The organism is Micrococcus sp. 116 (assembly GCF_902506395.1).
GTDB lineage: Bacteria > Actinomycetota > Actinomycetes > Actinomycetales > Micrococcaceae > Micrococcus > Micrococcus luteus.
The window spans coordinates 1,733,589-1,756,934 of the sequence record NZ_LR732370.1; the positions used below are offsets into that span (position 1 = coordinate 1,733,589).

The 23,346-nt window shown below is 74.5% G+C and carries 24 protein-coding genes, 1 pseudogene and 1 riboswitch; of the genes and pseudogenes, 8 read left to right on the top strand and 17 right to left on the bottom strand.

What is annotated here, in order from left to right:
- Nucleotides 1-138: 138 nt before the first annotated feature.
- The 9 genes from CITRIK5_RS08060 to CITRIK5_RS08100 all read right to left on the bottom strand — a co-directional run bounded on the left by CITRIK5_RS08060 (nucleotide 139) and on the right by CITRIK5_RS08100 (nucleotide 6,364).
- On the bottom strand, nucleotides 139-1,551 hold the full coding sequence (locus tag CITRIK5_RS08060; protein ID WP_159833473.1) for a Dyp-type peroxidase: 1,413 nt from the start codon (nucleotides 1,549-1,551) through the stop codon (nucleotides 139-141).
- Complete coding sequence (locus CITRIK5_RS08065) at nucleotides 1,538-2,167, bottom strand: copper chaperone PCu(A)C (RefSeq protein ID WP_036316813.1); 630 nt, start codon at nucleotides 2,165-2,167, stop codon at nucleotides 1,538-1,540. The genes CITRIK5_RS08060 and CITRIK5_RS08065 overlap by 14 nt, the downstream gene beginning before the upstream one ends.
- A 103-nt stretch (nucleotides 2,168-2,270) precedes the next feature.
- Nucleotides 2,271-2,954: a copper resistance CopC family protein gene (locus CITRIK5_RS08070; RefSeq protein ID WP_123244347.1), complete on the bottom strand. Its 684-nt coding sequence runs from the start codon at nucleotides 2,952-2,954 to the stop codon at nucleotides 2,271-2,273.
- A gap of 110 nt (nucleotides 2,955-3,064) precedes the next feature.
- A complete protein-coding gene (locus CITRIK5_RS08075) occupies nucleotides 3,065-3,760 on the bottom strand; it encodes a hypothetical protein (RefSeq protein ID WP_144869257.1) in 696 nt (231 codons plus the stop codon).
- 157 nt (nucleotides 3,761-3,917) lie between these two features.
- Nucleotides 3,918-4,199, bottom strand: coding sequence for an HU family DNA-binding protein (locus tag CITRIK5_RS08080; RefSeq protein ID WP_002858339.1), 282 nt, complete (start codon nucleotides 4,197-4,199; stop codon nucleotides 3,918-3,920).
- A 229-nt stretch (nucleotides 4,200-4,428) separates the two neighbouring features.
- Entirely contained in the window at nucleotides 4,429-4,734 is a 306-nt protein-coding gene (rpsN, locus tag CITRIK5_RS08085; RefSeq protein ID WP_002858338.1) for a 30S ribosomal protein S14, read from the bottom strand.
- Nucleotide 4,735: 1 nt separating this feature from the next.
- Nucleotides 4,736-4,903 carry a 50S ribosomal protein L33 gene (gene rpmG, locus CITRIK5_RS08090; protein ID WP_002858336.1) on the bottom strand — a complete coding sequence of 56 codons (168 nt, stop codon included), beginning with the start codon at nucleotides 4,901-4,903 and terminating at the stop codon, nucleotides 4,736-4,738.
- Between the two features lies 1 nt (nucleotide 4,904).
- Nucleotides 4,905-5,141 (bottom strand): 50S ribosomal protein L28, encoded by a 237-nt coding sequence (gene rpmB, locus CITRIK5_RS08095; protein WP_002858335.1) that lies wholly within the window; start codon nucleotides 5,139-5,141, stop codon nucleotides 4,905-4,907.
- A gap of 467 nt (nucleotides 5,142-5,608) precedes the next feature.
- The gene (locus CITRIK5_RS08100; protein WP_144869260.1) at nucleotides 5,609-6,364 is read right to left on the bottom strand and encodes a VIT1/CCC1 transporter family protein; all 756 of its coding nucleotides are present in this window, start codon (nucleotides 6,362-6,364) and stop codon (nucleotides 5,609-5,611) included.
- A 167-nt stretch (nucleotides 6,365-6,531) separates the two neighbouring features.
- Between CITRIK5_RS08100 and CITRIK5_RS08105 the strand changes: the two genes are divergently transcribed.
- Both CITRIK5_RS08105 and CITRIK5_RS08110 read left to right on the top strand, forming a co-directional pair.
- Nucleotides 6,532-7,815 (top strand): NRAMP family divalent metal transporter, encoded by a 1,284-nt coding sequence (locus CITRIK5_RS08105; RefSeq protein WP_144869263.1) that lies wholly within the window; start codon nucleotides 6,532-6,534, stop codon nucleotides 7,813-7,815.
- Nucleotides 7,808-8,620, top strand: a complete 813-nt coding sequence (locus tag CITRIK5_RS08110) for a putative hydro-lyase (RefSeq protein ID WP_144869266.1) — start codon at nucleotides 7,808-7,810, stop codon at nucleotides 8,618-8,620. Before CITRIK5_RS08105 ends, CITRIK5_RS08110 begins: the two co-directional genes overlap by 8 nt.
- A gap of 22 nt (nucleotides 8,621-8,642) precedes the next feature.
- Here CITRIK5_RS08110 and CITRIK5_RS08115 read toward each other — a convergent pair whose 3' ends face one another.
- From CITRIK5_RS08115 to CITRIK5_RS08135, 5 genes and pseudogenes are all read right to left on the bottom strand, one after another.
- On the bottom strand, nucleotides 8,643-9,350 hold the full coding sequence (locus CITRIK5_RS08115) for a GntR family transcriptional regulator (protein WP_129866957.1): 708 nt from the start codon (nucleotides 9,348-9,350) through the stop codon (nucleotides 8,643-8,645).
- The gene (locus tag CITRIK5_RS08120) at nucleotides 9,347-11,086 is read right to left on the bottom strand and encodes a biotin carboxylase N-terminal domain-containing protein (protein WP_201294448.1); all 1,740 of its coding nucleotides are present in this window, start codon (nucleotides 11,084-11,086) and stop codon (nucleotides 9,347-9,349) included. Before CITRIK5_RS08120 ends, CITRIK5_RS08115 begins: the two co-directional genes overlap by 4 nt.
- 13 nt (nucleotides 11,087-11,099) lie before the next feature.
- Nucleotides 11,100-12,854, bottom strand: a pseudogene (locus CITRIK5_RS08125) (carboxyltransferase domain-containing protein); the annotation flags it as partial.
- Nucleotides 12,851-13,618 (bottom strand): LamB/YcsF family protein, encoded by a 768-nt coding sequence (locus tag CITRIK5_RS08130; protein ID WP_060973977.1) that lies wholly within the window; start codon nucleotides 13,616-13,618, stop codon nucleotides 12,851-12,853. The gene CITRIK5_RS08130 and the pseudogene CITRIK5_RS08125, both read right to left, overlap by 4 nt.
- A gap of 200 nt (nucleotides 13,619-13,818) precedes the next feature.
- Nucleotides 13,819-14,970 carry a glutathione S-transferase family protein gene (locus CITRIK5_RS08135; protein ID WP_123244315.1) on the bottom strand — a complete coding sequence of 384 codons (1,152 nt, stop codon included), beginning with the start codon at nucleotides 14,968-14,970 and terminating at the stop codon, nucleotides 13,819-13,821.
- Nucleotides 14,971-14,982: 12 nt separating this feature from the next.
- Here CITRIK5_RS08135 and CITRIK5_RS08140 point away from each other — a divergent pair, with 12 nt between their 5' ends.
- Both CITRIK5_RS08140 and CITRIK5_RS08145 read left to right on the top strand, forming a co-directional pair.
- Nucleotides 14,983-15,798, top strand: a complete 816-nt coding sequence (locus CITRIK5_RS08140) for an MBL fold metallo-hydrolase (protein ID WP_036338768.1) — start codon at nucleotides 14,983-14,985, stop codon at nucleotides 15,796-15,798.
- A 73-nt stretch (nucleotides 15,799-15,871) separates the two neighbouring features.
- Nucleotides 15,872-16,408, top strand: a complete 537-nt coding sequence (locus CITRIK5_RS08145) for a universal stress protein (protein WP_049147497.1) — start codon at nucleotides 15,872-15,874, stop codon at nucleotides 16,406-16,408.
- Nucleotides 16,409-16,424: 16 nt separating this feature from the next.
- Here the strand turns inward: CITRIK5_RS08145 and CITRIK5_RS08150 are convergent, their stop codons facing one another.
- Nucleotides 16,425-18,002 carry a mechanosensitive ion channel family protein gene (locus tag CITRIK5_RS08150; RefSeq protein WP_233569953.1) on the bottom strand — a complete coding sequence of 526 codons (1,578 nt, stop codon included), beginning with the start codon at nucleotides 18,000-18,002 and terminating at the stop codon, nucleotides 16,425-16,427.
- 134 nt (nucleotides 18,003-18,136) lie between these two features.
- Between CITRIK5_RS08150 and hisD the strand changes: the two genes are divergently transcribed.
- Nucleotides 18,137-19,453, top strand: coding sequence for a histidinol dehydrogenase (hisD, locus tag CITRIK5_RS08155; RefSeq protein ID WP_123244316.1), 1,317 nt, complete (start codon nucleotides 18,137-18,139; stop codon nucleotides 19,451-19,453).
- Between the two features lie 10 nt (nucleotides 19,454-19,463).
- The gene (locus CITRIK5_RS08160) at nucleotides 19,464-19,832 is read left to right on the top strand and encodes an RNA-binding S4 domain-containing protein (RefSeq protein ID WP_095347005.1); all 369 of its coding nucleotides are present in this window, start codon (nucleotides 19,464-19,466) and stop codon (nucleotides 19,830-19,832) included.
- A 47-nt stretch (nucleotides 19,833-19,879) separates the two neighbouring features.
- On the opposite strand, the gene CITRIK5_RS12205 is transcribed toward CITRIK5_RS08160, so the two are convergent.
- Entirely contained in the window at nucleotides 19,880-20,494 is a 615-nt protein-coding gene (locus CITRIK5_RS12205) for a hypothetical protein (protein WP_233569954.1), read from the bottom strand.
- Nucleotides 20,495-20,687: 193 nt separating this feature from the next.
- Nucleotides 20,688-20,807: riboswitch (SAM riboswitch) on the top strand.
- A 73-nt stretch (nucleotides 20,808-20,880) separates the two neighbouring features.
- Between CITRIK5_RS12205 and CITRIK5_RS08170 the strand changes: the two genes are divergently transcribed.
- Both CITRIK5_RS08170 and CITRIK5_RS08175 read left to right on the top strand, forming a co-directional pair.
- A complete protein-coding gene (locus CITRIK5_RS08170) occupies nucleotides 20,881-21,405 on the top strand; it encodes a flavin reductase family protein (protein WP_100058010.1) in 525 nt (174 codons plus the stop codon).
- Between the two features lie 238 nt (nucleotides 21,406-21,643).
- A complete protein-coding gene (locus CITRIK5_RS08175) occupies nucleotides 21,644-21,847 on the top strand; it encodes a cold-shock protein (protein ID WP_020628179.1) in 204 nt (67 codons plus the stop codon).
- 210 nt (nucleotides 21,848-22,057) lie between these two features.
- Here CITRIK5_RS08175 and CITRIK5_RS08180 read toward each other — a convergent pair whose 3' ends face one another.
- Nucleotides 22,058-23,278 (bottom strand): MFS transporter, encoded by a 1,221-nt coding sequence (locus CITRIK5_RS08180; protein WP_123244317.1) that lies wholly within the window; start codon nucleotides 23,276-23,278, stop codon nucleotides 22,058-22,060.
- Nucleotides 23,279-23,346: the final 68 nt, after the last annotated feature.

The window sequence follows — 23,346 nt, forward strand, 5'->3', positions numbered from 1 at the left end:
GGGACGGGCCCCGGGGGATCTGGATGCTCGTGGCCGCCGCGGGCGGGGGCGGTGGCGGCGGACATGGGGTCCATCCTCTCAAAGCATGCGGACGCCCGGCGACGACGGGAGCGGCCCCGCCGTCGTCGGGCCCCTGGGTCAGGCGAACAGGGCGTCGCCCACGAACCCGCCCTCGGCGCAGCCGGGCGGGATCGCGAAGACCGCCGAGCCGACGGGCACGGTCCACAGGTTCAGGTGGTCCGACTCCGCGAGCCGGGCCTGGACGGGGACGAACTGTCGGTCCACGTCCGCCTGGTAGGCGGCGAAGATCAGGCCGGAGCCCGCCTCCAGCGCCCCGCGCGGGTCGTCGTAGTTGTAGCCGCGACGCAGCATCCCGTACTCGGGCTCCTCCCCACGGGCCCGCCGCAGGTGCGCGATGTCCGAGATGACCGGGAAGCCCGTGGGGCCGACGGCGTCGAAGTCCGGCTCGTCGTGCCCCTGCTCCCCCGTGAGGGGGGCGCCGGTGCCGAGGCGACGGCCGATGACCTTCTCCTTGGCCGGGCGGTCGAGCTCGTCCCACGTGTCCATGAGCATCTCGATGCGCCGGATCACCACGGACGTGCCGTCCGGGATCCACGGGGTGACGCCCACCTGCTCGGCGCCCACGCCCCACACCACGCGGTCGAGGTGCGGGGTGTCCGCCGCCGGGTTGCCGGTGCCGTCCACCTGCCCGAAGAGGTTGCGCATCGTGGTGCCGGTGGGGTGGGCGCCGCGGGCGGAGCGGAAGCCCTCCTGCACCCAGCGCTCGGTGGCGAACGGCCGGGCCGCCTTGAGGAGCATGCGCCGGGTGTGGGCCACGGACATCCGGTCGTCGCCGCAGATCTGCAGCAGCAGGTCGCCGTCGCTGAACGCGGGGTCCAGGCGGTCGATCTGCTCGAACGCCGGCAGCGGGCGCAGCCAGGCCGGGGCCCGGTCCGGGGCCACGCGGCGGACGAGCTCCGGGCCGAAGCCGAACGTCACGGTGAGCCGCGCGGGGGCGGCGGCGAGCTCCGGCTCGGTGTCGGCGATCGTGGCGCGGCCCTGGGTCAGACGCGCCGCGTCGTCGGTGAGCAGGCGCAGCATCCGCTCGATGCGCACCCGGTCCGCGTCCTCGCGCAGGTCGAGGGCGAGGAAGACGGCGTGGGCCTGGGCGGGGGTGTCGACGCCGGCCTGGCGCGGCCCGTGGAACGGCACGGTGTCCGTGCCCACGGGCGAGCTGACGGCCACCCGGGCGGCCTGGCCGCCGGGCTCGGCCCAGCCGGCCCGGCCGACGTCGCCCTCGATGCCGGTGTCGCCCATGACCTCGGAGGGTGAGGCCCCCGCCCCGGGCGCGGCGGACGCGCCCGGGGCGGTCGAGGCCGACGCGTGGCCGGCGCCGTAGCCGAGCGCCGTGCCCAGCAGGCCGCCGCCCACCGCGCCCGCCCCGAGGAGCAGGCCGCGGCGGGAGGGGCCCCCCGGGGCCGGGCGGGCGCCCTCGCGCCCGCCCGACCCGTGGTGGTCGTCCGGCCGGACGGCGGGGTCAGTGGTCGGCATGGTCCTCCGATTCGTGGGACTCGCCGCCGTGGTACGACTCGTTGGCGCCGGTGAAGGGCCGGACCACGGAGGTGACCTCGAGGGTGGAGCCGTCCTCCAGCTCGAGGTCGTAGGTCACGTCCTCACCCGGCTCGATCGGGTCGGTCAGGCCCATGAACATCACGTGGTTGCCGCCCGGGGCGAGCTCGAGGCTCCCGCCCGCGGGCACGGTGAAGCCGTCGGGGCTCTCCTGCATCACCATCTGGCCGTCCTCGCCGGAGACCATCTCGTGGAGCTCGACCGTCTCGCCCAGCTCCGAGCGGACGCCGACGATGTGCAGGTCCTGGTCCGAGGAGTTCTCGAGCATGCCGAAGGAGCCGGTCATGCCCTCCTCGGTGGCCTTCGTCCAGGGGTCGGTGATCGTGAGGCCGGCGGCCTGGCCGTCCGCGGTGGACGCGGCCGGCGAGGCATCCGAGGCCGGGGCGGCGTCCGTGGCCGGCGCGACGCTCGAGGCGTCCGACGCGCTCGGGGCGGAGCCGGCGTCGTCTCCGGCGCAGGCCGTCAGGCCGAGGGCGGCGACGGCGAGCACGGCGGCGGCGCCGAGGCGGCGAGGGGCGCGGGGGGAGGTGGTGGTCACGTCTGTGGGGTTCCTTGTCAGGCGGGCGCGCGACGACGCGCGGGGCGTTCGGGCGCGCGAGGGCGGGGCCGGCCCCCTCAGGGGGCCGACCGGGGATCAGAGGTCAGCGGCCGTCGTCGAGGTGGCCGAGTGCGCGGGCGCGGCGGCCCATCAGGAGGAAGGCCACGACGAGCACGGCCAGGCCGGCGATGCCGGCGACCCACACCCAGGCGGGCAGCGCGTCGGTGTCCGCGGGCTGCGCGGCGTCGGAGGCGTCCGCCTGCGCGGTCGCCTCGGCCGAGGCGGCGTCGCCCTGACCTGCCGTGGCCTCCGGGGAGGCGGCGGTCGAGGCCCCGGCGACGGCGGTGCCGCAGCCCTGGGGCGCGGTGCCGGCGGCCGGTGCGGCCGGGTCGTCCACCGCGAAGTCGAACGAGCGCTCCTCGGAGTGCCCGTCCGAGTAGACGACGCGGTAGGCGACCTCGTAGTCGCCGTTGGGCAGCCCCTCGCACAGCGGCGCGGAGAAGGTGGGGCCGTCCACGGTGCCGGCAGCGGACTGCCACTGGTTGCCGTCGGCGTCGCGGACCTGCAGGAGGTTCTGGATGCCCTCGCCGTCGATCAGCTCGCCGCTGAAGGTCAGGGAGACCTCCGACGGCGCCGTCGTGGCCGTCTCGCCGACCGCGGGGGCGGTGCGGATGAGCTCGTCGTGCGCGGCCGCGGGGGCGGCTCCGGCGACGACGAGGGCAGGCAGCAGGGTGAGTCCGGCGGCGGCGCGAGCGGCGCGGCGGACAGGGGCGGTCTGGTGATGCATGGTGGTGTCCTCACGGGTCTGCCGCGGTCCCGGACGGGAGTCGCGGGCGGACCGTTCCGAAGGGTCGTCGGGCGCGGTCGGGCCTCGAGACGCGGACGGAGCCGGCGTCCTCAGGCCGCGAGGGCGAACGGCGGGCCGCGCCGCCCCGGAGAGCTGAGGAGGGCGAGGGACGTCGCCGGCCGGAGCACCGGCGGGACGGGGACACGGAGGCGGGCCGGCGTCGGCAGGGGGCCGTGCGCGGCCGGCGGCGGGCAGACGGCGGCCACCACGCGTTCGGCGATGGCGAGCACGAGGGCCTCACCGCGCCGCAGCACCAGCACGGTGAGGACCGCGGCGATCACGTGGGCCGCGAGCATGCGCAGGTCGGTCAGGTGGCCGGTGGGGGCACTGGACAGGGCCTCCCCCGGCGCCAGGAGGGCCCCGGCACCGGGACGGGCGTGGCCGAGGTGGGCCGGGTCGACGCCGGCGGCAGGCGCCACGGCGTGGCCGCCGGCGGCGAGCCCGTAGAGCACGTGGAACAGCCCCTGGGCGATCGCGACGGCCGCGGCGGTGCGCCACAGCGAGAGGGCGCGGCCCGCCAGGGCGGTGCAGAGCGGGGCGGCGAGGACGGCCGCGAAGGCGACCACGCCGACCTCGGGGAACCCGTGACCGGGCTCGGCGGCGGTGTGGAACAGCGCGGCCAGGGCGGTCATCGCCAGGGCCCCGGCCCAGCCCCGGACCAGACGGGCCGGCCCACGCACGACGCGCGGAGGGGCGTCCTCGAGGCCGGCCGGGGCCCACGGAGCGGCGGCGACGGCGCTGCGCATGCCACGACTCCTCTCCTGACGGCCCCGGTCCACGTCGGCCGGACGATCGTCCGCCCATCCTACGCGGCCGCAGACGACGACGGGCGCCCCACCCGAGGGTGGGACGCCCGTCCTGCGGCGTGCGGCGTGGGTCCGGGGACGCGCACCGCGACCGGGATCACTCGGAGGCGGCGGCCTTGAGCTTGGAGCCGGCGGTCACCTTCACGGAGTGGCCGGCCGGGATGGTGATCTCCTCGCCGGTGCGCGGGTTGCGGCCGGTCCGCTCCTTGCGCTCGGTGCGCTCCACGGCCAGCCAGCCCGGGATCGAGACCTTCTCGCCCTTCTTGACCTGGGCGGTGAACACCTCGAAGAGGGCGTCCAGCACATCGCTGACGGCGGCCTGGGTGTTGCCGGAGCGCTCGGCGACGGCGGCGACGAGTTCCTTGCGGTTCATGGCCATGGGTCCTCCCTATGGGACGTCGGTTACGGTTCCCGGGCCGTTCGGACCGGGCTGCCAGTTGTGAACGTACCACCTCTGCGCGGGCGAATCGCCCCCTGAACCGCGAGAATCCGCGATTTCCCGTGACCCGGGTGGCCCTCATCCCCGGGGCACGACGACGGCGGCGCCCCTCCTGAGGAGGGACGCCGCCGTCGCGGTGGTGCCGAGCGCCCGGAGACCGGGCCTCAGGTCACCAGGAGGACTTGGTCACGCCGGGCAGCTCGCCACGGTGCGCCATGTCGCGGAAGCGCACGCGGGAGATGCCGAAGCGCTGGAAGGTGCCGCGGGGGCGACCGTCGATGGCGTCGCGGTTGCGCACGCGGACCGGGGAGGCGTCGCGGGGCAGCTTCTGCAGGCCCAGGCGGGCGGCCTCGCGGGCCTCGTCCGACGCGTTCGGGTCCACGAGGGTCTTGCGCAGCTCGAGACGCTTCTCGGCGTAACGGGCCACGATGGCCTTGCGCTGCTCGTTCTTGGCGATTTTGGACTTCTTGGCCATCTCAGCGCTCCTCTCGGAAGTCGACGTGCTTGCGGACCACCGGGTCGTACTTCTTCAGGGTGATGCGGTCCGGGTTGTTCCGGCGGTTCTTGCGGGTCACGTAGGTGAACCCGGTGCCGGCGGTGGACTTCAGCTTGATGATCGGACGAACGTCCTTGTCCTTGGCCATGTCAGAGCTTCACTCCCTTCGCGATCAGGTCCGCCACGACGGCGTCGATACCGCGCACGTCGATGGTCTTGATGCCCTTGGCGGACAGCGTCAGGGTGACGTTGCGGCGCAGGGAGGGGACCCAGTAGGTCTTCTTCTGGATGTTGGGGTCGAACCGGCGCTTGGTGCGACGGTGCGAGTGGGAGATGCTGTGGCCGAATCCCGGCCCAGCCCCGGTTACCTGGCAGTGAGCTGCCATGATCACTCCTCGTGGCAAGTAGTAGTAAAAGGACGGGCGGAACCCGCATGGCGGCGAGCCGCGGACCTGTCCGCGGACACCTGTTGTGAGCCCCGCCCCGGGTGTGGACACCGCACTCTTACTGCGACTTCTCGAAAAGGGGGACCAGGCTGGGTGAGAGCCAACCGAAGTTCCTTATGGGATCGCTGGTGTGGACGGTGAGCCCCGGTCCGTCCTGAGGACGTCCCGGGATCCGGTCTGCGGGAGCGCGTTGCTTTTCCGACCCGCCGTCCGCCCGGTCACCTGACCGATGGAACGACGAGAACAACGCGGCGTGCGCCGTCCCACCTTACGCGAACCGTGGGCGTCGCTTCAACTCGGCGGGGGCGCCTGTGGTATGCGCACGGTCCTCGGCCCCCAGGGCCGCTCCGCTCGTCACGGCTCGGCGCGGCCACGGGCGCGGGGCAGGCCCACCCCTCCGGCGTGGATCAGGCGACCGACGCCCCCAGCAGCGAGCCCACCGCGAAGGTCAGGCCGAGCGCCAGGGCGCCGCCGAGGACGACGCGCACGGCCGCCCGCAGCGCGGGCGCGTCGCCGAGCCGGGCCCCGACCCAGCCGGTGACGGCGAGGGCCAGGAGGGTGACGCCGAACGTGAACGGGACGCGGAGGCCCACCGGCGCCAGGACGACCGTCAGGAAGGGCAGCAGCGCGCCCACGAGGAACGCGAGGAAGGACGCTCCGGCGGCGGCCCACGGGCTGACGACGTCCTCCTCCGCCATGCCCAGCTCCATGCGCAGATGCGCGGCGAGCGCGTCCTTCTCGGTGAGCTCCCGCGCGGCGGCCTCGGCCGTGGCCCGGCTCAGGCCGTCCGCCTCGTAGAGCTGCACGAGCTCCTCCAGCTCGCCCTCGGGATCCTCCTCGAGCTCACGGCGCTCCTTGGCGATCAGCGACTTCTGCGAGTCGGAGGACGAGGAGACGGACACGTACTCGCCCAGCGCCATGGAGAAGGCGCCGCCGACCACGGCGGCGGCGCCGGCCAGCAGGATCGGGGTGAGCGCCGTCGTCGCGCCGGCGACACCGACGACGGTGGCGGCGACGGACACGATGCCGTCGTTGGCGCCGAGCACACCCGCGCGGAGCCAGTTGAGGCGGGCATGCACGCCGCCGGCGGCGTGCGGCTCGTCGGGACCGCCCGGCGGGAGCTGATCGGCCAGGGGCGAGGACTGTTCAGACGTGTGCGACATGTCTCCATGGTCGCGGCGCGGGGCGGGGCGCGCCAGGCAGGTGAGGCGTTCCTTCGGACGGGGTGCCACGACACTCGCTCTTCCTGTTGCCAGGATTGTTCAACAACAGCTACCGTCTCCCCAGCGCCTCGTGACGCCCGTCACCTCGCCTGGCGCCCTCGACGAAGGTGACCACCGTGTCCCACGCAGACATCCCCCACGCCGGACCGGACGGCTCGACCCCCTCGGGCACCGCGCCGAAGACCGACTCCCGCGCCGCGAGCGCCACCCGGCGCACCGCACTGCTCGGCGCCATGTTCCTCATGGCCACCTCGGCCATCGGCCCCGGCTTCATCACGCAGACCGCCACGTTCACCGTCCGGATGGGCGCCGCGTTCGCGTTCGCCATCCTGGTCTCGATCCTCATCGACGTCGCCGTCCAGATGAACGTGTGGCGCGTCATCGGCGTCTCCGGCATGCGCGCCCAGGAGCTGGCCAACAGCGTCCTGCCTGGCCTCGGCTGGGTCCTCGCCGCGCTCGTGTTCCTCGGCGGCATGGTCTTCAACATCGGCAACATCGCCGGCACCGGCCTCGGCGCGAACGCCATGCTCGGCGTCGACCCCCTGATCGGCGGCGCCGTCTCCGCCCTCATCGCGCTGCTGATCTTCCTCTCCAAGCGCGCCGGTGTGGCCCTGGACCGGATCGTGGTGGTGCTCGGCGCCGTCATGATCCTGCTGATGCTGTACGTGGCCATCACCTCCGCCCCGCCCGTGGGCGAGGCCCTGCGCCAGTCCGTGATGCCGGAGGAGGTCGACTTCTTCGTGATCGTCACCCTCGTGGGCGGCACCATCGGCGGGTACATCACCTACGCGGGCGCCCACCGCATGATCGACTCCGGAGTGAAGGGCGTGGACGACGTCCAGGACATCACCCGCAGCTCCGTGGCCTCGATCCTCGTGACCGGCCTGATGCGTGCCCTCCTGTTCCTGGCGATCCTCGGCGTCGTCGCCTCGGGGGCGGTCCTGGCCAAGGACAGCCTGGCCGCCTCCGCCTTCCAGGCCGCCGCCGGCGACATCGGGCTGCGCATGTTCGGCATCGTCCTGTGGGCCGCCGCCGTCACCTCCGTGATCGGCGCGTCGTACACCTCGATCAGCTTCGTCACCCGCTCCACCACGAGCGTCCGCACCCGCAACCTGCTGACCGTCGCGTTCATCGTGGTCTGCACCGCCCTCTACCTGGCCCTGCGCCAGGCCCCGCAGACGCTGCTCGTGTTCGCCGGCGCGTTCAACGGCATGATCCTGCCGGTCGGCTTCGCGGCCCTCCTCTACGTGGCCTGGCGCCGCCGCGACCTGCTGCACGGCTACCGCTACCCCGGGTGGCTGCTCGTGATCGGTGCGCTGGCGTGGATCGTCTCCGTGTTCATCGCGGTGCGCGGGTTCCTCCCCATGGTCACGATGATCACCGGTGCCTGAGATGACCACGACGACGCCGCTGCCGCCGCTGGACGGCGCCACGACCCCCGCGCAGGCCCGCGAGCGCTTCCGCGCGGGGCTCGTGCGGCCGACCTCGGGGATCGCCGACGGCTACGCGCAGGCGAACCTCGTCTCGATCCCGCAGGACCACGCCTACGACGTCCTGCTCTTCGCCCAGCGCAACCCCAAGGCCCTGCCGCTGCTCGGCGTGTTCGAGGCCGGCGAGGTCAACGGCCCCGCACTGGACGGCGACGTCCGCACGGACGTGCCGCAGTACGTGGTGTACCGCGACGGCGTGGAGACGGACCGCCCCACGGATCTGCTCGACGTGTGGCGGGACGACCTCGTGACGTTCGTGATCGGCTGCTCGTTCACCTTCGAGTCCGCCCTGGTGGCCGAGGGCATCCGGATGGCCCACCAGGACGCCGGCGTGAACGTGCCGATGTACCGCACCACGCGGCGCTGCGCCTCGGCGGGCCGCCTCTCAGGCCCGCTCGTGGTCTCGATGCGCCCCATCCCCGCCGACCGCGTGGCCGACGCCGTGCGCATCACCTCCCGCTACCCTGCGGTGCACGGCGCGCCCGTGCACGTGGGCGACCCGGCCGGCCTCGGGATCACGGACCTGTCGGCACCGGACTTCGGCGACGCCGTCGAGGTCCCGCACGGCCACCTGCCCGTGTTCTGGGCGTGCGGGGTGACGCCGCAGGCGGCGATCATGGAGTCCCGCCCGCCGCTGGCCATCACGCACGCGCCCGGGCACATGCTCATCACGGACCTGCCGGACCGGATGTTCCAGGTCCCGTGACCGCCGGGGCCCGGGGAGACGGTCAGCCCCCCACGGCGGCGAGGTGCGCCAGGACGAACTGCTCCGCCTCGTCCAGGTAGCCGCCGAACATGGCGTGCACCGCGGGCAGGTCGCCGGCCAGCAGCCGCTCCACGATCCACCGGTTGCGGTCCGCGAACAGCACGTGCAGGCGCGTCTGCTCGTCCATCGGATGGAACGCCAGGCGCACGCGGGCCTGCACCGACGCCATGAGCCGCGTGAGCTCGGGGGCGCCGGCCAGGTCCACGATGCCGACGTGGACGCGATGGTTGGCGTCGCCCAGGACCCGCGCGGGCGTGTCCGGGCCACCGGAGAGCAGGTCCTGGGCACAGCGCAGGTGGCGCGCCGCGCCGGGGGTGAGCTCGCCGTGCTCGAGGGCGCCGAGCTGGATCACCCGACGCGTGCGGTACAGCCCGCGCACGTCCTGCGGACCCGGCGCCGCCACGAACACCCCGCGGTGCGGCCGGCGCTCCACGAGGCCCTCCGAGGCCAGCATGGTGAACGCCTCGCGCAGGCTGTTGCGACTGACCTGGAGCTCGGCGGCCAGCGCCACCTCCCCCAGCCGCTCCCCCGGCACGAGCCCGGCCGCCGCGATCCGCTGCCGCAGCTGCGCGGCCGCGGCCACGGGAGCCGGCGCCGGGGCGGACTCCCCGTCACCGGCGCCGGGCGCGAGGTCGTCCCCGGTGACACCGTCGCGCGTCGGCACCCTCACGCCCCCAGCCGGGCGATCGCCTGGCCGCGCGTCACCGAGGCCGGGGTCTCGGCCACGAGGAGCTGGATCCGGCCCGCACGCGGGGCACGGATCGGCGTCTCCATCTTCATCGCCTCCACGATCGCGACCGTGTCACCCTCGGCCACCTCGGCGCCGTCCTCGACCTTCCACGAGGCCAGGGTGCCGGTGACCGGCGAGGCCACGGCGCCGTCGTCGTCGGGCTTCCCGGCGCCCGCGGCGTCAGCCGGGGCCGCGGCACCCGCACCGCCGCCGCCGAGGAGGGCCGCGTAGAGATCCGCGGGCAGGCCCAGGCGCACGGCGCGGCCGTCCAGCTCCACGGTGACGGAGGTGCGGCCGCCCGCGGGAACCTCGGCGCCCAGGTAGGGGGACTCGGCCAGCGGCTCGGCGAACTCGGACTCGATCCACGTGGTGTAGACGCCGAGGCGGTCCCCCGAGGTGAAGGCGTCCTGCTCGAGCACGGCGCGGTGGAACGGCACCACGGTGGGCACGCCGTCGATGCGCAGCTCGGCCAGGGCGTCGCGGGCGCGGGCGATGGCCTGGGCGCGGTCCTCGCCCCACACGATGAGCTTGGCGAGCAGGGAGTCGTACTCGCCCGGCACCACGGAGCCGGTGCGGACGCCCGAGTCCATGCGGACCCCGGGGCCGGTGGGGGCCTCGAACGCGTCGATCGGGCCGGGCACGGGCAGGAAGCCGTACGCCGGGTCCTCGGCGTTGAGTCGGAACTCGAGGGCGTGGCCGCGCGGGGTCGGGTCCTCGGGGATGCTCAGCGGCTCGCCGGCGGCGATGCGGAACTGCTCGCGCACCAGGTCCACGCCGAAGACCTCCTCGGTCACGGGGTGCTCCACCTGCAGGCGGGTGTTGACCTCCAGGAAGCTGATGAGGCCGTCCGGGGCCACGAGGTACTCGACCGTGCCGGCCCCGGTGTACCCGGCGGCGCGGCAGATCTCGCGGGCGGAGGTGTGGATGCGCTCGCGCTGCTCGTCCGTGAGGAACGGCGCCGGGGCCTCCTCCACGAGCTTCTGGTTGCGGCGCTGCAGGGAGCAGTCGCGGGTGCCGAGCACGGCCACGTGGCCGTGCTCGTCGGCGAGGACCTGGGCCTCCACGTGGCGGGGGCGGTCCAGGAAGCGCTCCACGAAGCACTCGCCGCGGCCGAACGCGGCCACGGCCTCGCGGACGGTCGCCTCGAACGCGTCCTCGACGTCGCCGAGCTCACGCACCACGCGGATGCCGCGGCCGCCGCCGCCGAAGGCCGCCTTGATGGCGATCGGCAGGCCGTGCTCCTCGGCGAACGTGCGCGCGGCGGCGGCGTCCGGCACGGGGCCGTCCGAGCCCGGCACGAGCGGGGCGCCCGCCTGCTGGGCGAGGGAGCGGGCGGTGATCTTGTCCCCGAGGGCGCGGATCGCGTCCGGCGACGGGCCGATCCAGGTCATCCCGGCGTCGATCACGGCCTGCGCGAAGTCGGCGTTCTCGGAGAGGAAGCCGTAGCCCGGGTGCACGGCGTCGGCGCCGGCGCGGCGGGCGACGTCGAGGACCGCGTCGATCCTCAGGTAGGTGTCCGCCGAGGACGCGCCCGGCAGGTGGAAGGCCTCGTCCGCGACGGCCACGTGCAGGGCGTCGGCGTCCGGATCCGAGTAGACGGCGATCGACGCGATGCCGTGGTCGCGGGCGGCGCGGGCCACGCGCACGGCGATCTCGCCGCGGTTGGCGATGAGCACCCGCGTGACGGGGCGGGGTCTCCTCGGAGGGCGATGCGGAGTCGACGACGGTCTCGGCGCCGGGGCGGGGATGGGGGACGAAGCGGACGCGGGCGCCCGGCGGCAGCTGGGCCGCCAGGCTGAGGTCCGCGCGGGCCACGACGCCGATCACCGGGTAGCCGCCGGTGACCGGATGGTCGGAGAGGAACAGGACGGGCTCACCCGAGGGCGGCACCTGCAGCGCGCCGCGCACGGCGCCCTCGGACTTCAGCTCGCCCTCCCGCACGCGCTCGAGCGGCGCGCCGTCGTCGGGGGCCGTGAGGCGCACGCCGATCCGGTCGGTCTGCTGGCTCACGTCCCAGTCCTGCGTGAACAGGCGCTCCAGGCCCGCCTCGCCGAACCAGTCGTCGCGGGGGCCGGGGACCACGCGCAGCACGGCCACCTGGCCGGGCGCGGGCATGGGGCGCAGCGAGGTCTCCGGGTCCCCCACCGTCGCGACGCCGGCCTCCGCCGAGGCGGGGGCGCCGGCGGCGGTCGGGCGCGCGGCGGAGGCGCCGGCGGCGCCCCTCGCATCCGGGCCGACGCGGCGGGCGAGGCGGTCCCCCGCCGTCAGCGGGGCGGGGCCGAGCCCGGACAGGGTGTCGGTCGAGCGGCTGCCGAGCACGGGCGGCACGTCGATCCCGCCCCGGAGGCCCACGTACACGCGCAGGCCGCCGACCGGCTCGTCCACCGTCAGCGTCTGGCCGTCCAGCACGACGAACGGCGTGCGGGCGAGCACCCGGCGCGTGGCGCCGTCGGCCGCGGTGATCGTCCCGCCGGCCTCGGCGCCGGCCAGGGCCATCACCTGGTGGCCGTGCGCGGTGAGGGTGAGGCCGCCCAGGACGGTCTCCAGCACCGCCTCGCGTGAGCGGTTGCCCACGAGCCGGTTCGCCTGGCGTGCCGCGTCCCGGTCGGCCGCGCCGGACGCGACGACGCCGAGGTCGCCCAGGCCCGGGCGGCCCAGGTCCTGGACCAGGGTCAGGAGCCCCGGGTCCACGACGGTGACGCCGCGGCGGCCGGCCACGGACGGGAGGCCGGCCGCGGCGTCGGCGGGCGGGGTGGCGTCGACCGCCGCGTCCGTGCCGGAGGTGACGGACGCCGTCGGGCGCACGGGGACGTAGCGGACACGGTCGCCGGGCTGCAGCAGGGCGGGCTGCTCGCGGCCGAGGTCCCACAGGGCCGCGGTGGTGTGCCCGAGCAGCTGCCAGCCGCCGGGCGAGGTGCGCGGGTAGACGGCGGAGAAGGCCCCGGCGACGGCGACGGCGCCCGCGGGGACGGCCGTGCGGGGCGAGCTGCGGCGGGGCGCCTCGAACGGGGCCGCTTCGGAGGCGCAGTACATGAACCCCGGCGCGAAGCCGCCGAACGCGGCGAACCAGTCGGCCTCGCTGTGGGCCCGGATGACGCCGTCGACGCCGAGCCCGGTGAGCCGGCCGACCTCGGCGAGATCTTCGCCGTCGTAGACCACGGGGATCTCGACGATCCGACCCCCCGTCACCTCACCGGCGTCGGGGGTGAGAGTGCTGACCCGCGGTGCGGCGTGCTCGGCGGCGGCCTGCGAGGTGAAGGTCACCAGGACGGTCGCGGCGGCGGCCATGACCTGGCGCTGGCCGCGCTCCGGGTGGGCCGTGAGGTGGGCGTGGACGGCCATGACGTCCTCGAGCGAGGCGCACTCGACGAGGAAGCCCTGGGTGCCGACCCAGCGGATCGGGCGGGCCGGCGGCTCGGCGGCGGGGTGATATGGGGCGCTCATGCGAAGGCCTTGATGGACACGCCCGCGCCCTCGAGCGCGCGGCGCACGGCCGCGGCCATGGCCACGGCGCCGGGCGTGTCGCCGTGCAGGCAGATGCTCTCGGCGTCGACGCGCACGTCCGTGCCGTCCACCGCCGCGACGACGCCCTCGGTGGCCAGGCGCACCATGCGGGCGGCGACGTCGTCCTCGTCGTGGAGGACCGCGCCGGGCTCGCGGCGGGAGACGAGCGTGCCGTCCGGGTTGTAGCCGCGGTCCGCGAAGGCCTCGGCGACGCCGCGCAGCCCCGCGGCGGCCGCCTTGTCCAGGGCGACGGAGCCGGGCAGGAGCAGCAGCGGGAGGTCGGAGCCGAACGCCCTGACGCCGTCGACGACGGCCTGGGCGTGCGCCTCGTGACGGACGATCGTGTTGTAGAGGGCGCCGTGCGGCTTCACGTAGCGGACCCGGCCGCCGGCCGCGCGGGCGAGCGCGTCGAGGGCGCCGATCTGGTAGAGGACGTCGTCGGCCAGCTCGGTGGGCGTGCAGTCCAGGAAGCGGCGGCCGAAGCCGGCGAGGTCGCGGTAGCCCACGTGCGCGCCGATCGTGACGCCGGCGGCGACCGCGTCACGGCAGGTCTGGGCGATCCCCGAGGGATCGCCCGCGTGGAAGCCGCACGCGACGTTGGCGGAGGAGACGGAGGGCATGATGGCGGCGTCGTCCCCCATCGTCCACGAGCCGAAGGACTCGCCGACGTCGGAGTTCAGGTCGATCTGCGGCGCGTGAGACACAGTGCAGTCCTCTCGGATCGGGCCCGGCTGAGGTGCCGGTCACACAATCTTGAGGCATGAAGGATGATTGTTCAACAATCCTCGCCGCGTCCTCCTGGCGCTCACCCGGTCCGCACCCCAACGCGGGTTGAGTTATCGCGGGTGTCCAGCCGCGCCACCCGCGATAACTCAACCCGCGTTGCGGGCCGGGCCGAGCGACGTCACCGCAGCGGCGTGTGCTCCGGGTCCACGCGCTCGCCCTCGCGCACGGGCCCGGGTGCGGTGCCGCCGCCCCACGGGTCCCCGCCGAACGCCTCACGCCCGTGCTCGATCAGCCAGCTCCCCAGCTCCGGGCCCGCGGGCACGATGCGCGTCGGGTTGATGTCCTCGTGCACCACGTAGTAGTGCTCCTTGATCTGCGCGAAGTCGATCGTGTCGCCGAAGCCCGGGGTCTGGAACAGGTCGCGCGCGTAGCCCCACAGCGCCGGCATCTCGGTCAGCCTGTTCCGGTTGCACTTGAAGTGCCCGTGGTACACGGGGTCGAACCGCACCAGCGTGGTGAACAGCCGCACGTCGGCCTCGGTGATCCGCTCCCCCATCAGGAAGCGGCGCGTCGTCAGGCGCTCCTCGAGCCAGTCCATCGCGGTCCACAGCCGCTCGTACGCGGCGTCGTACGCCTCCTGCGAGCCCGCGAAGCCACACCGGTACACGCCGTTGTTCACCTCGGTGAACACGCGCTCGATCACCTCCAACATCTCGTCCCGCTCCGGCCCGGCGTCGGGGATCAGCTGCGGGGCGCCGTCGCGGTGGAACGCGGTCCACTCCGTCGAGAGGTCGAGGGTGATCTGCGGGTAGTCGTTGGTCACGACGCCGCCCGTCGGCACGTCCACGATCGCCGGCACCGTGATGCCCCGCGGGTAGTCCGGGAACCGCTTGAAGTAGTTCTCCTGGAGCCGCTCGGTGCCCAGCACGGGGTCCTTCCCGCCCTCGTCGAGGTCGAAGGTCCAGGACCGCTCGTCGTGGGTCGGCCCCGGGGTGCCCAGCGAGATCGCGTCCTCCAGGCCGAGCAGGCGCCGCACGATGATCGTCCGGTTCGCCCACGGGCACGCCCGCGCCGCCACGAGCCGGTAGCGGCCCGCCTCGACGGGCCACGCCTCGGCCCCCTCGGTGAGCCCGCCGCCCACGCGGCCGACCGTGGACGGCTCGGCCACGGGCAGGGCCCGCACGGCCTCCGGATCCGCCACGATCCGGTCCGCGATGTAGTTCGTGTCCCGCGTGAACTCCGCCCCGGACTGCACGTAGTTGCCCGTGAGCCCCTCGCGCGTGTCGATGGTGCCGCGGTCCGCGGCCTGGCCGGTCTGCTGGTTCTCCATACACTCGAGCCTATGACGACGACCACCGCCACGCCCGGCCCCACGCCCGCCCCGCTGGTGCGCTGCGTGACCGCCCAGAACCCCTCCCCGATGACCCTCGCGGGCACCAACACGTACGTGGTCGCCGCACCGGACTCGGACGCGGCCGTCGTGGTGGACCCGGGCCCGGAGGACGACGTCGCCGCCCACCTCGAGCGCGTGCGTGCGGCGACCGAGGGGCGCCGGATCGCGCTCATCCTGGTGACGCACCGGCACGCCGACCACACCGGCGGGGTGGACGCGTTCCACGCGGCCACGGGCGCGCCCGTGCGCGCCGCGGACCCGGACTGGTGCCGCGGCGGGGCCGCCGTCCTGACGCCGGACGAGCGGATCGACGTCGCCGGCACCCCGGTGCTGGCCTGGCACACCCCGGGCCACACCTCGGACTCCTACTCGTTCGCCGTCCCGGACGCGGGCGCGCACGGCGCGGTCATCACGGGCGACACCATCCTCGGCTCGGGCACCACCATGCTCGACCACCCGGACGGCACCCTCACCGACTATCTGGCCAGCCTGCGCCGCCTCGAGGCGGCGGGCCCGCTCACGGTGCTGCCCGCGCACGGGCCCGTGCCGGAGCCGCTGGACGTCGTCGCCCGCGACTACCGGCACCACCGCGAGGGCCGCCTGGAGCAGATCCGCGCCGCCCTGGCCGCGTTGCCCGAGACCGAGGCGGCGACGATCACGCCCGAGGACCTGGCCCCGCGCATCTACCCCGGCCTCACCGGCACCGTGGCCCGCGTGGCCGTCCAGACGGTGGCCGCGCACCTGCGCCACCTGCGCGAGGGCTGAGCCCCTCCGCCGCGGGCCCGGCCCGCACTACGCTGACCTCAGATCCGTCCCCTCGACCCCGCGGAGGCACCCCATGACCATCCTCGTCGGCTACGCCCCCTCGAAGGCCGCGGACGCCGCTCTGGACACCGCCCTGGACATCGCCCGCTCCACCGGCGAGCACGTGGTGGTGGTCAATGCGGGCCCCGGCGGCGAGCACCGCACCAAGTCCCTCGTCACGGAGGAGCAGCAGCGCGGCGTGCAGGCCCGGTTGGACGCCTCCGGCGTGACGGCCGAGTTCCGTCAGTACGCGCGCGGCCGGTCCACGGTGGAGGAGATGAAGGACGTGGCCGCGGAGCTGGACCCGTCCATCGTGGTCATCGGCGTGCGCCGCCGCGGCGGCTTCGGCCGGTTCGTCATGGGATCGGTCTCGGACGAGCTGCTGCAGGAGATCGATCAGCCGGTGCTGTGCGTGAAGGAGTACCGGCAGTACGGGGACCACACGCCCGAGGCCGTGAGCCACGTCGCCGAGACGGACCCGGCCGCCCACGGCCTGCCCGCGTCCGAGCCGATGGCAGAGCGGCGTCGGCTCACACCCGTCGATTCCGGGGACCCGACGCTCGAGCGCTGAGCGCTCCCGCCGGGCCTCAGTCCTCGTCGTCCTGACGGCGGCGCGTGACGGCGTCGTCGAGGGGGCCGTCCGCGTGGGAGCCGGCGCCGCTGCGCCGCCCGGCCTCGTCCGCCGCCGCGGCCTCCGCCGCCTGCTTGGCCTGCTGGGCGCGCCGCTCGGCGAACGCCTCCTCGCCCGGGCCGGCGAGTTCGCGGTTGCGCTGCACCGCCGTCATCGAGCCGGTGTACAGGCCGGAGTGGTCGCCCACGCGGGTCAGCGGTGTGGTGAGGGTGTGCGGGCGCGGATCGGCGCCGTCGACGCGCGGCAGCGGCGCGGTGCGCGGGCGCGGCTCGCGGGCCGCCACCCCGGAGCCGTCCGGGCCCGGCTCACCCGTCCGGTCGCCACCGCGGGCCCCCGCGTCGGAGCCTTCGGAGGCGGGCGCCGCGTCGTCGTGGGCGGGGTGCCGGACCACCATGCGCTGCACCACGATGCCCTCGGGGTGCTCGTGGCGCAGGAAGGCCACGAGGTCCTCGCGCACGAGGCAGCGCAGGTCCCAGAGGTCGCCGGAGTTGCGGGCGGAGACCACGGCGCGGATGCGCACGACGCCGCCGGTCGCGTCGGTCACCTGCAGCGCGTGCTCGCGCCCGTCCCACAGGTCCGTGGACTCGAGCAGCTGCGCGAGCCGTGCGCGCAGCGCGTCCATCGGCACCCGCCAGTCCACGTCCAGCTCCACGACGCCGGAGACCTCGGTGCCCACGCGCGTCCAGTTCTCGAACGGCTGCGTGGTGAAGTGCGAGGACGGGTAGACCACACGTCGCCCGTCCCAGAGCTTGACCACCACGTTGGACAGGGTGATCTCCTCGACGGTGCCGAACGCGCCCTCCATGTCCACCACGTCGCCCACCCGGATCGCGTCCGTGAAGGCGAGCTGGAAGCCGGCGAACACGTTGGTCAACGTGGACTGCACGGCCAGGCCGGCGATCACCGAGATCACACCGGCGGAGGCGAGCAGACCGGCCCCGAGCGAGCGCACCTCGGGCACCCCCAGCAGGACCACGGCGACGGCCACCACCACGATCACCGCGTTGAGGATGCGCCGGATCAGGATGGTCTGCGTCCGGATGCGTCGCTCGCGGCGGTGCTCGACGCTGGTCTCCTGGTAGCGGCCGAGGATCCCCTTCTCGATCACGCCGACCAGGCGCCACGCGGCCCATGCGCCCGCCGCGGCCACGGCGATGAGCATCAGGAACGACGCCGGCCGGTACCAGGTCTGCTCCTCGGCCATGACCCCGAGCCAGATCCGGGAGGCCAGCAGGCCGGCGGCGACGGCGGCCGGCAGGCTCAGCCGCGCGGCGCCCTGCTGGAATGCGGGGCGGCGCACGAGCACGACGCGTGCCACCTGCAGGGCCAGGTACACGACCGCCGCGCCGATGGCGAACGCCATCAGCACGGTCAGCAGCGTCCCCCATTCCACGCCGAAGGCCCGCGTGGTGGCGGCCGCCCCGTCCTGGATGTCCCCCTCCACCCCGGACGGCACGGTCTCGCCCGCCAGGAGGCGGTCCAGGGCGGTCAGCAGGGGCGGGGTCGCGAGGGCGGGCAGGGTGAGGAGGACCATGACGACAGTCTGACACCCGCCCCCGGACGCACCCCGGAGAAGAGCACAATGGAGCCTGACCGTCCGCGCGGTCCGGGCCCGGCCGTCGTCGCGCCCCGTCCCGCCGGCCCGCCGCCGCCCCTCTGGAGGAATCCATGCTCTCCGTCACCGACCTGCGCCCGCTCGACACCGCCACCGCGGACCTGTCCCGCATCATCCCGCGGGCGAACGTGGACGTGTCCTCCGTGGTGCCGGTGGTCGCCCCGATCATCGAGCAGGTCCGCCACGGTGGCGAGCAGACCCTGCTGGAGCTGGCCGAGCGGTTCGACGGCGTCCGTCCGCCCGCCCTGCGCGTGCCCGCGGAGGCGCGCGAGGCCGCCCTGGCCGGGCTCGACCCGCGGGTGCGCGCGGCGCTGGAGGAGTCGATCCGCCGGGCCCGGCTCGTGCACGCCGCCCAGCACCCCCAGGACTCGACGGTCGAGCTCGGCGAGGGCGCCGTCGTCGAGAACCACTGGCTCCCCGTGGGCCGCGTGGGCCTGTACGTGCCCGGCGGCCGCGCCGTGTACCCCTCCTCGGTGGTGATGAACGTGGTGCCCGCGCAGGCGGCCGGCGTGGGGAGCCTCGCGGTGACCTCGCCCCCGCAGCGGGACCACGGCGGCCTGCCCCACCCCACCGTGCTCGCCGCGTGCGCGCTGCTGGGCGTGGACGAGGTCTACGCGGCCGGCGGCGCCCAGGCCGTGGCCATGCTGGCGCACGGCGTCCAGGACGACGACGGCGGGTGGCTCTGCGCGCCCGTCGACCTGGTGACGGGGCCCGGCAACGTGTACGTGGCCGCCGCGAAGCGCGCCCTGCAGGGCGTGATCGGCGTGGACGCCGAGGCCGGGCCGAGCGAGATCGCCGTGATCGCGGACGGCACCGCCCGCGCCGACTGGGTGGCCGCGGACCTGATCAGCCAGTCCGAGCACGACCCGCTAGCCGCCTCCGTGCTCATCACGGACTCCGAGGACCTGCTCCGGGACGTGCTGGCGGCGATCGAGGCGCAGGTGCCCGGGGCGTTCCACGAGGATCAGATCCGCGAGGCCCTCACCGGCCCCCAGTCCGGCGTGCTGCTGGTGCGGGACATGGACCAGGCCGTGGAGGTCTCCGACCGCTACGCCACCGAGCACCTCGAGATCCAGACGCGCGACCCCGAGGCCCTCGTGGGGCGCATCCGCAACGCTGGCGCCGTGTTCGTGGGCCCGTACGCCCCCGTGCCGCTGGGCGACTACTCGGCCGGGTCCAACCATGTGCTCCCCACCTCGGGGACGGCCCGGCACTCCTCCGGTCTGAACACCGTGACGTTCCTGCGCCTGCAGCAGCGCATCCGCTACACGGAGACCGGGCTCGAGGAGGTCGCGGACGGGATCGGCGTGCTGGCCGAGGACGAGCGCCTGCCCGCGCACGGCGCCGCGATCCGCGCCCGCTTCGCGTGAGGGGGCGGGCGTGAGCGGCGTCCGCATCGACGCGTGGCTGTGGGCCGTGCGGCTGTACAAGACCCGGTCCGCGGCCACGGCGGCCGTGCGCGCAGGCCACGTGCGCATCGACGGCGAGCCCGTGAAGGCGGCGACGCCCGTCGTCGTCGGGAACCGGGTGCGGGTGCGCCAGGACGGAGGCGAGCGGATCCTCGAGGTCACGGGGCTGATCGCCAAGCGGGTGGGCGCCCCCGTGGCCCGGCAGCAGTACGTGGACCACTCCCCGCCGCCCGTGCCGCGTGAGCTGCTCGCGGTGCCGTACCGCGAGCGGGGCGCGGGCCGGCCCACCAAGCGGGACCGCCGGCAGCTGGACGCGCTGCGCGGCCGCGACCGACGCTGAGCGTCTCAGTCCTCCCCGCGCCGTCATCCGCCGTCGTGATGGCGGCCTCATGCGGAGGGTGCGGTCAGCACCATCCGGAACGGCTTGTCATTGTCCACCGTGACGGTGAACGTCATCGGCCCCGCCTCATCCACGGGGGGAGTCGCCGCCGACCAGCCGCCGCACAGCGCCTCCGATCCGGCCATCCAGGTCTTCGTTCCCCCGCCACCCCGTGAGGTCAGGATCTCCGTCTCACCGGTGGCATCCGAAGGACACAACACGATGACCCGAAGGACCGCACCCTGTTGAGCGTCCACGGTGATCTGCTGTGTGCCCGTCCCGACCGCCTCCTCCAGGACGGACTCCTTCTCCGGGTCGAGATGGTCCGCATCCGGATGCCGGCGCGTGTACTCGACCAACGTCATCCCGTCCTCCTCGAACAGCGCGGCGGGGAGTGCTTCTTCACCGGCGGGCGACGACGCGGACGAACCGGTGGCGGAGGCCGACCCGGTTGCCGAGGGGGCCGCTGACGTCGGGGTGACGGAGGACGCCGCAGCGGTGGAAGCATTCGCGGTGGAGGAGACGCTGCCCTGGGAAGCGGAGCATCCCGAAATGGCGGTACCGAGGAGAGCCGCGACGACCACGGCGGTCGACAATGCCGCGAGCTTCTTCTCGATGTCCATCCGCATGATCCGGTCCCTCTCGGAGAACCGACTGCGGGGCCGGAGGCCGCGGTCTCGAGCTCCCCCCTCTCGAGTGGCTTGATCCTGGCCGGCGATGCGCGGTGTGTCAAGCATCACATCGGGCAGCTCGGATGACGCCGCGCGACTGCCGCGCTTTGACCACCCCACGGACCCCTCCGTAGGCTGGCCCCAGAATCACGAGTTCCCGTCATTCACGGCCCTGGCCGGCGGGACGGCAACCCTCTCACGCAGTAGTGGGGTGCTCCAGGTGATGATTCGGCCCCTCGGACACCCCGGCGGGCAAGTACCGCGCCTCCGCGGATCCGGGCGATCCGCGTTCCCGCCGTCTGCGGAGCCGCGTCAGTCATCGGAAGAGGACGCGCGCCATGACCCTGACCCACGAACCCCACACCGCCGCGTGGGACACCGACCTGTCCCTCGGCAACCTCCGTTCCGGCCTCTCGGCCTTCCCCACCGGGGTCGTCGCGCTGGCAGGCCTCGCCGACGGCGTCCCCGAGGTGATGGTCTCCTCCTCCTTCGGCGTGGGCATCTCCTGGGAGCCGGCCCTCGTGTCCTTCTCCGCGCAGAACAGCTCCCGCACCTGGCCGCGCCTGCGCCGGGCCGGGGCGATCGGCGTCTCCCTGCTCGCGGCGGACCAGACGCCGCTGTGCCGCCAGCTGGCCTCCCGCGAGGGCGACCGCTTCGCCGGTCTCGACGTGCACCGCAGCCCGCACGACGCCCTGCTGATCGGGGGCTCCTCGCTCTGGCTCGAGACGCGGGTGCACGCCGAGGTCCCGGCGGGCGACCACACGGTGGTGCTGCTGGAGGTGACGGCCTTGGCGGATCACACGGACGCCGCTCCCCCGGCCGCCCTGCACCGCAATCTCTTCCACGGCCTGCGCGCGCTCTGAGCGAACTCCAGGTGAACAATCGGGCCCCTGGTTCCCGGTCGGCGAGATCCGTGCAATGATGGAGCCTGAAGTTGATCAAGCTGTATCCCGCCATCTTCACTGCTCGTCAGCCCGGCATCGCCGGCGTCGATGAGTGTTGGGCAAGCGGTTCAGTCTCGCCGCTTCACCCGCGTCCCACATCCGGGCCGCGGTCCAACACCGCCACCGCACCGCGGGGGCACATCGAAAGGACACCATCATGGCTGTCGGTACTGTCAAGTGGTTCAACGCTGAGAAGGGCTACGGCTTCATCGCCCCCGAGGACAACTCCGCGGACGTGTTCGTGCACTTCTCCGCCATCCAGGGCGGGGGCTTCAAGGAGCTCCAGGAGAACGACCGCGTCGAGTTCGAGACCCAGGACGGCCCCAAGGGCCTCCAGGCCGCCAACGTGACGAAGCTCTGATCTTCGCCTGACGCACGGCTTCCGACGCCCCCGGTCCGCACGGACCGGGGGCGTCGTCGTGTGTCAGGCGTCCACGCCCCGCCGCGCACTGCGCCGCACTCCGCCGTACGCCCGTTCGACCGCGGCGCTGCGACATCACCGCAGGGCTGCACTGCGGTGATGTCGCTGAGGCGCGGTCCTCCGGGGTGGGCCTCGTCCTGGCCCTGCGCGTCAGGCCACGCCCCGCCGGCCCACGTGGCGACGCAGCAGCAGCACCACGCCCAGGGCCAGCAGATACCCGGCCGCGACGACCGCGAAGCCGGCCCGGTAGTCGCCCGTGACGTCGCGCAGCAGGCCCATCAGCAGCGGGCCCAGGGCGAAGCCGGCGTACATGCCCATCGAGTTCGCCCCGGTCGCACGGCCCAGCCGCTCGGCCGGCACCTCGCTCAACAGGCCCGCGTTGATCACCACGTTGGCGCCCAGCACCGTCAGGCCGTGCACCGCGGCGCCCACCCACAGCAGGGCCGGCAGGTCCAGCAGGTCCGCGGCGAGGAACACCGCGACGCCGGCCACCGCACCCAGGCAGATCACGGCCAGCAGGGTGGTGGGCCGGTCTCCGGAGCTCATCCGCCGGCTCCACCCGATCCGGGAGAGCACCCCCACCACCCCGGACACGGCCGCCGCGGCGCCGCCGGCCACGAGCGTCATTCCCAGCGTCTCGACCGCGAAAAGCGGCAGGTAGGTGTTCGTGGCCTGCATGCCCAGGCCGGTGAGGAACGCGATCGCCGCGAAGAACCAGACCGTGGCCGGCAGGGGCGAGGTGTCCCGCCGTCGTCGCCCGCCGACGGGGCCGGTGGCCGGCGGCGGCGCCCCGGGCAGCGGCGGGGCGGCGACCAGGGCGAGCACCCAGAGCGCCCCGATGAGCACCGCGGCCCCCAGCGCGGCGCCCGTCCAGCCGAGGGCGAGGGACGCGGCCGGGAAGAACAGGCCGCCGACCAGCTGGGCCGCCTGCACGCCGGACTGCTTCACCCCGACCCACCCGATGCGCCTCTCCGGCGGCACCACGGTCCGGATGATCCGGTTCGTGGTGGGGTTGGAGATGGCCTGCGTGACGCCCGCCACGGCGGCCGCCGCGTACAGCACGGGCAGGGACGGGGCGACGGCGCCGAGCACGAGCGCCGCGGCGGTGCCGCCGAAGATGATGCTCAGCTGTGCGCGGGCGGACAGGCGGTCGGCGGCCCGGCCGAGGCCGAGCGAGGTGACGGCGGCCGCCGCGAACACGACCGTCATCACGGTGCCGAGCTGGCCCGAGGTGACGTCGAGCCGCTCCATCACGACCGTGGAGGAGGCGGAGACGCCGTAGTTGAACAGGGGCCCGGCGCCCATCGCCGCCAGCAGCACCCACAGCAGGGCCGCGGAGGGGCGGCGAGCGGCGGGGGCGGGCAGGGTCACGGCCCCAGGCTACGACCCCTCACGCGACGAGGCGGGAAATCTATCTCATGGGCGCCCGGGGGCGTCGT

What these genes read in the sequence shown, in the direction of transcription:
- CITRIK5_RS08080 (WP_002858339.1), bottom strand. Translation starts at nt 4,199, where the DNA reads ATGGCCATGAACCGCAAGGAACTCGTCGCCGCCGTCGCCGAGCGCTCC.
- CITRIK5_RS08100 (WP_144869260.1), bottom strand. Translation starts at nt 6,364, where the DNA reads ATGTCGCACACGTCTGAACAGTCCTCGCCCCTGGCCGATCAGCTCCCG.
- CITRIK5_RS08135 (WP_123244315.1), bottom strand. Translation starts at nt 14,970, where the DNA reads ATGGAGAACCAGCAGACCGGCCAGGCCGCGGACCGCGGCACCATCGAC.
- rpmB (WP_002858335.1), bottom strand. Translation starts at nt 5,141, where the DNA reads ATGGCAGCTCACTGCCAGGTAACCGGGGCTGGGCCGGGATTCGGCCAC.
- CITRIK5_RS08060 (WP_159833473.1), bottom strand. Translation starts at nt 1,551, where the DNA reads ATGCCGACCACTGACCCCGCCGTCCGGCCGGACGACCACCACGGGTCG.
- CITRIK5_RS08145 (WP_049147497.1), top strand. Translation starts at nt 15,872, where the DNA reads ATGACCATCCTCGTCGGCTACGCCCCCTCGAAGGCCGCGGACGCCGCT.
- CITRIK5_RS12205 (WP_233569954.1), bottom strand. Translation starts at nt 20,494, where the DNA reads ATGGACATCGAGAAGAAGCTCGCGGCATTGTCGACCGCCGTGGTCGTC.
- rpsN (WP_002858338.1), bottom strand. Translation starts at nt 4,734, where the DNA reads ATGGCCAAGAAGTCCAAAATCGCCAAGAACGAGCAGCGCAAGGCCATC.
- rpmG (WP_002858336.1), bottom strand. Translation starts at nt 4,903, where the DNA reads ATGGCCAAGGACAAGGACGTTCGTCCGATCATCAAGCTGAAGTCCACC.
- CITRIK5_RS08075 (WP_144869257.1), bottom strand. Translation starts at nt 3,760, where the DNA reads ATGCGCAGCGCCGTCGCCGCCGCTCCGTGGGCCCCGGCCGGCCTCGAG.
- CITRIK5_RS08070 (WP_123244347.1), bottom strand. Translation starts at nt 2,954, where the DNA reads ATGCATCACCAGACCGCCCCTGTCCGCCGCGCCGCTCGCGCCGCCGCC.
- hisD (WP_123244316.1), top strand. Translation starts at nt 18,137, where the DNA reads ATGCTCTCCGTCACCGACCTGCGCCCGCTCGACACCGCCACCGCGGAC.
- CITRIK5_RS08170 (WP_100058010.1), top strand. Translation starts at nt 20,881, where the DNA reads ATGACCCTGACCCACGAACCCCACACCGCCGCGTGGGACACCGACCTG.
- CITRIK5_RS08150 (WP_233569953.1), bottom strand. Translation starts at nt 18,002, where the DNA reads ATGGTCCTCCTCACCCTGCCCGCCCTCGCGACCCCGCCCCTGCTGACC.
- CITRIK5_RS08140 (WP_036338768.1), top strand. Translation starts at nt 14,983, where the DNA reads ATGACGACGACCACCGCCACGCCCGGCCCCACGCCCGCCCCGCTGGTG.
- CITRIK5_RS08175 (WP_020628179.1), top strand. Translation starts at nt 21,644, where the DNA reads ATGGCTGTCGGTACTGTCAAGTGGTTCAACGCTGAGAAGGGCTACGGC.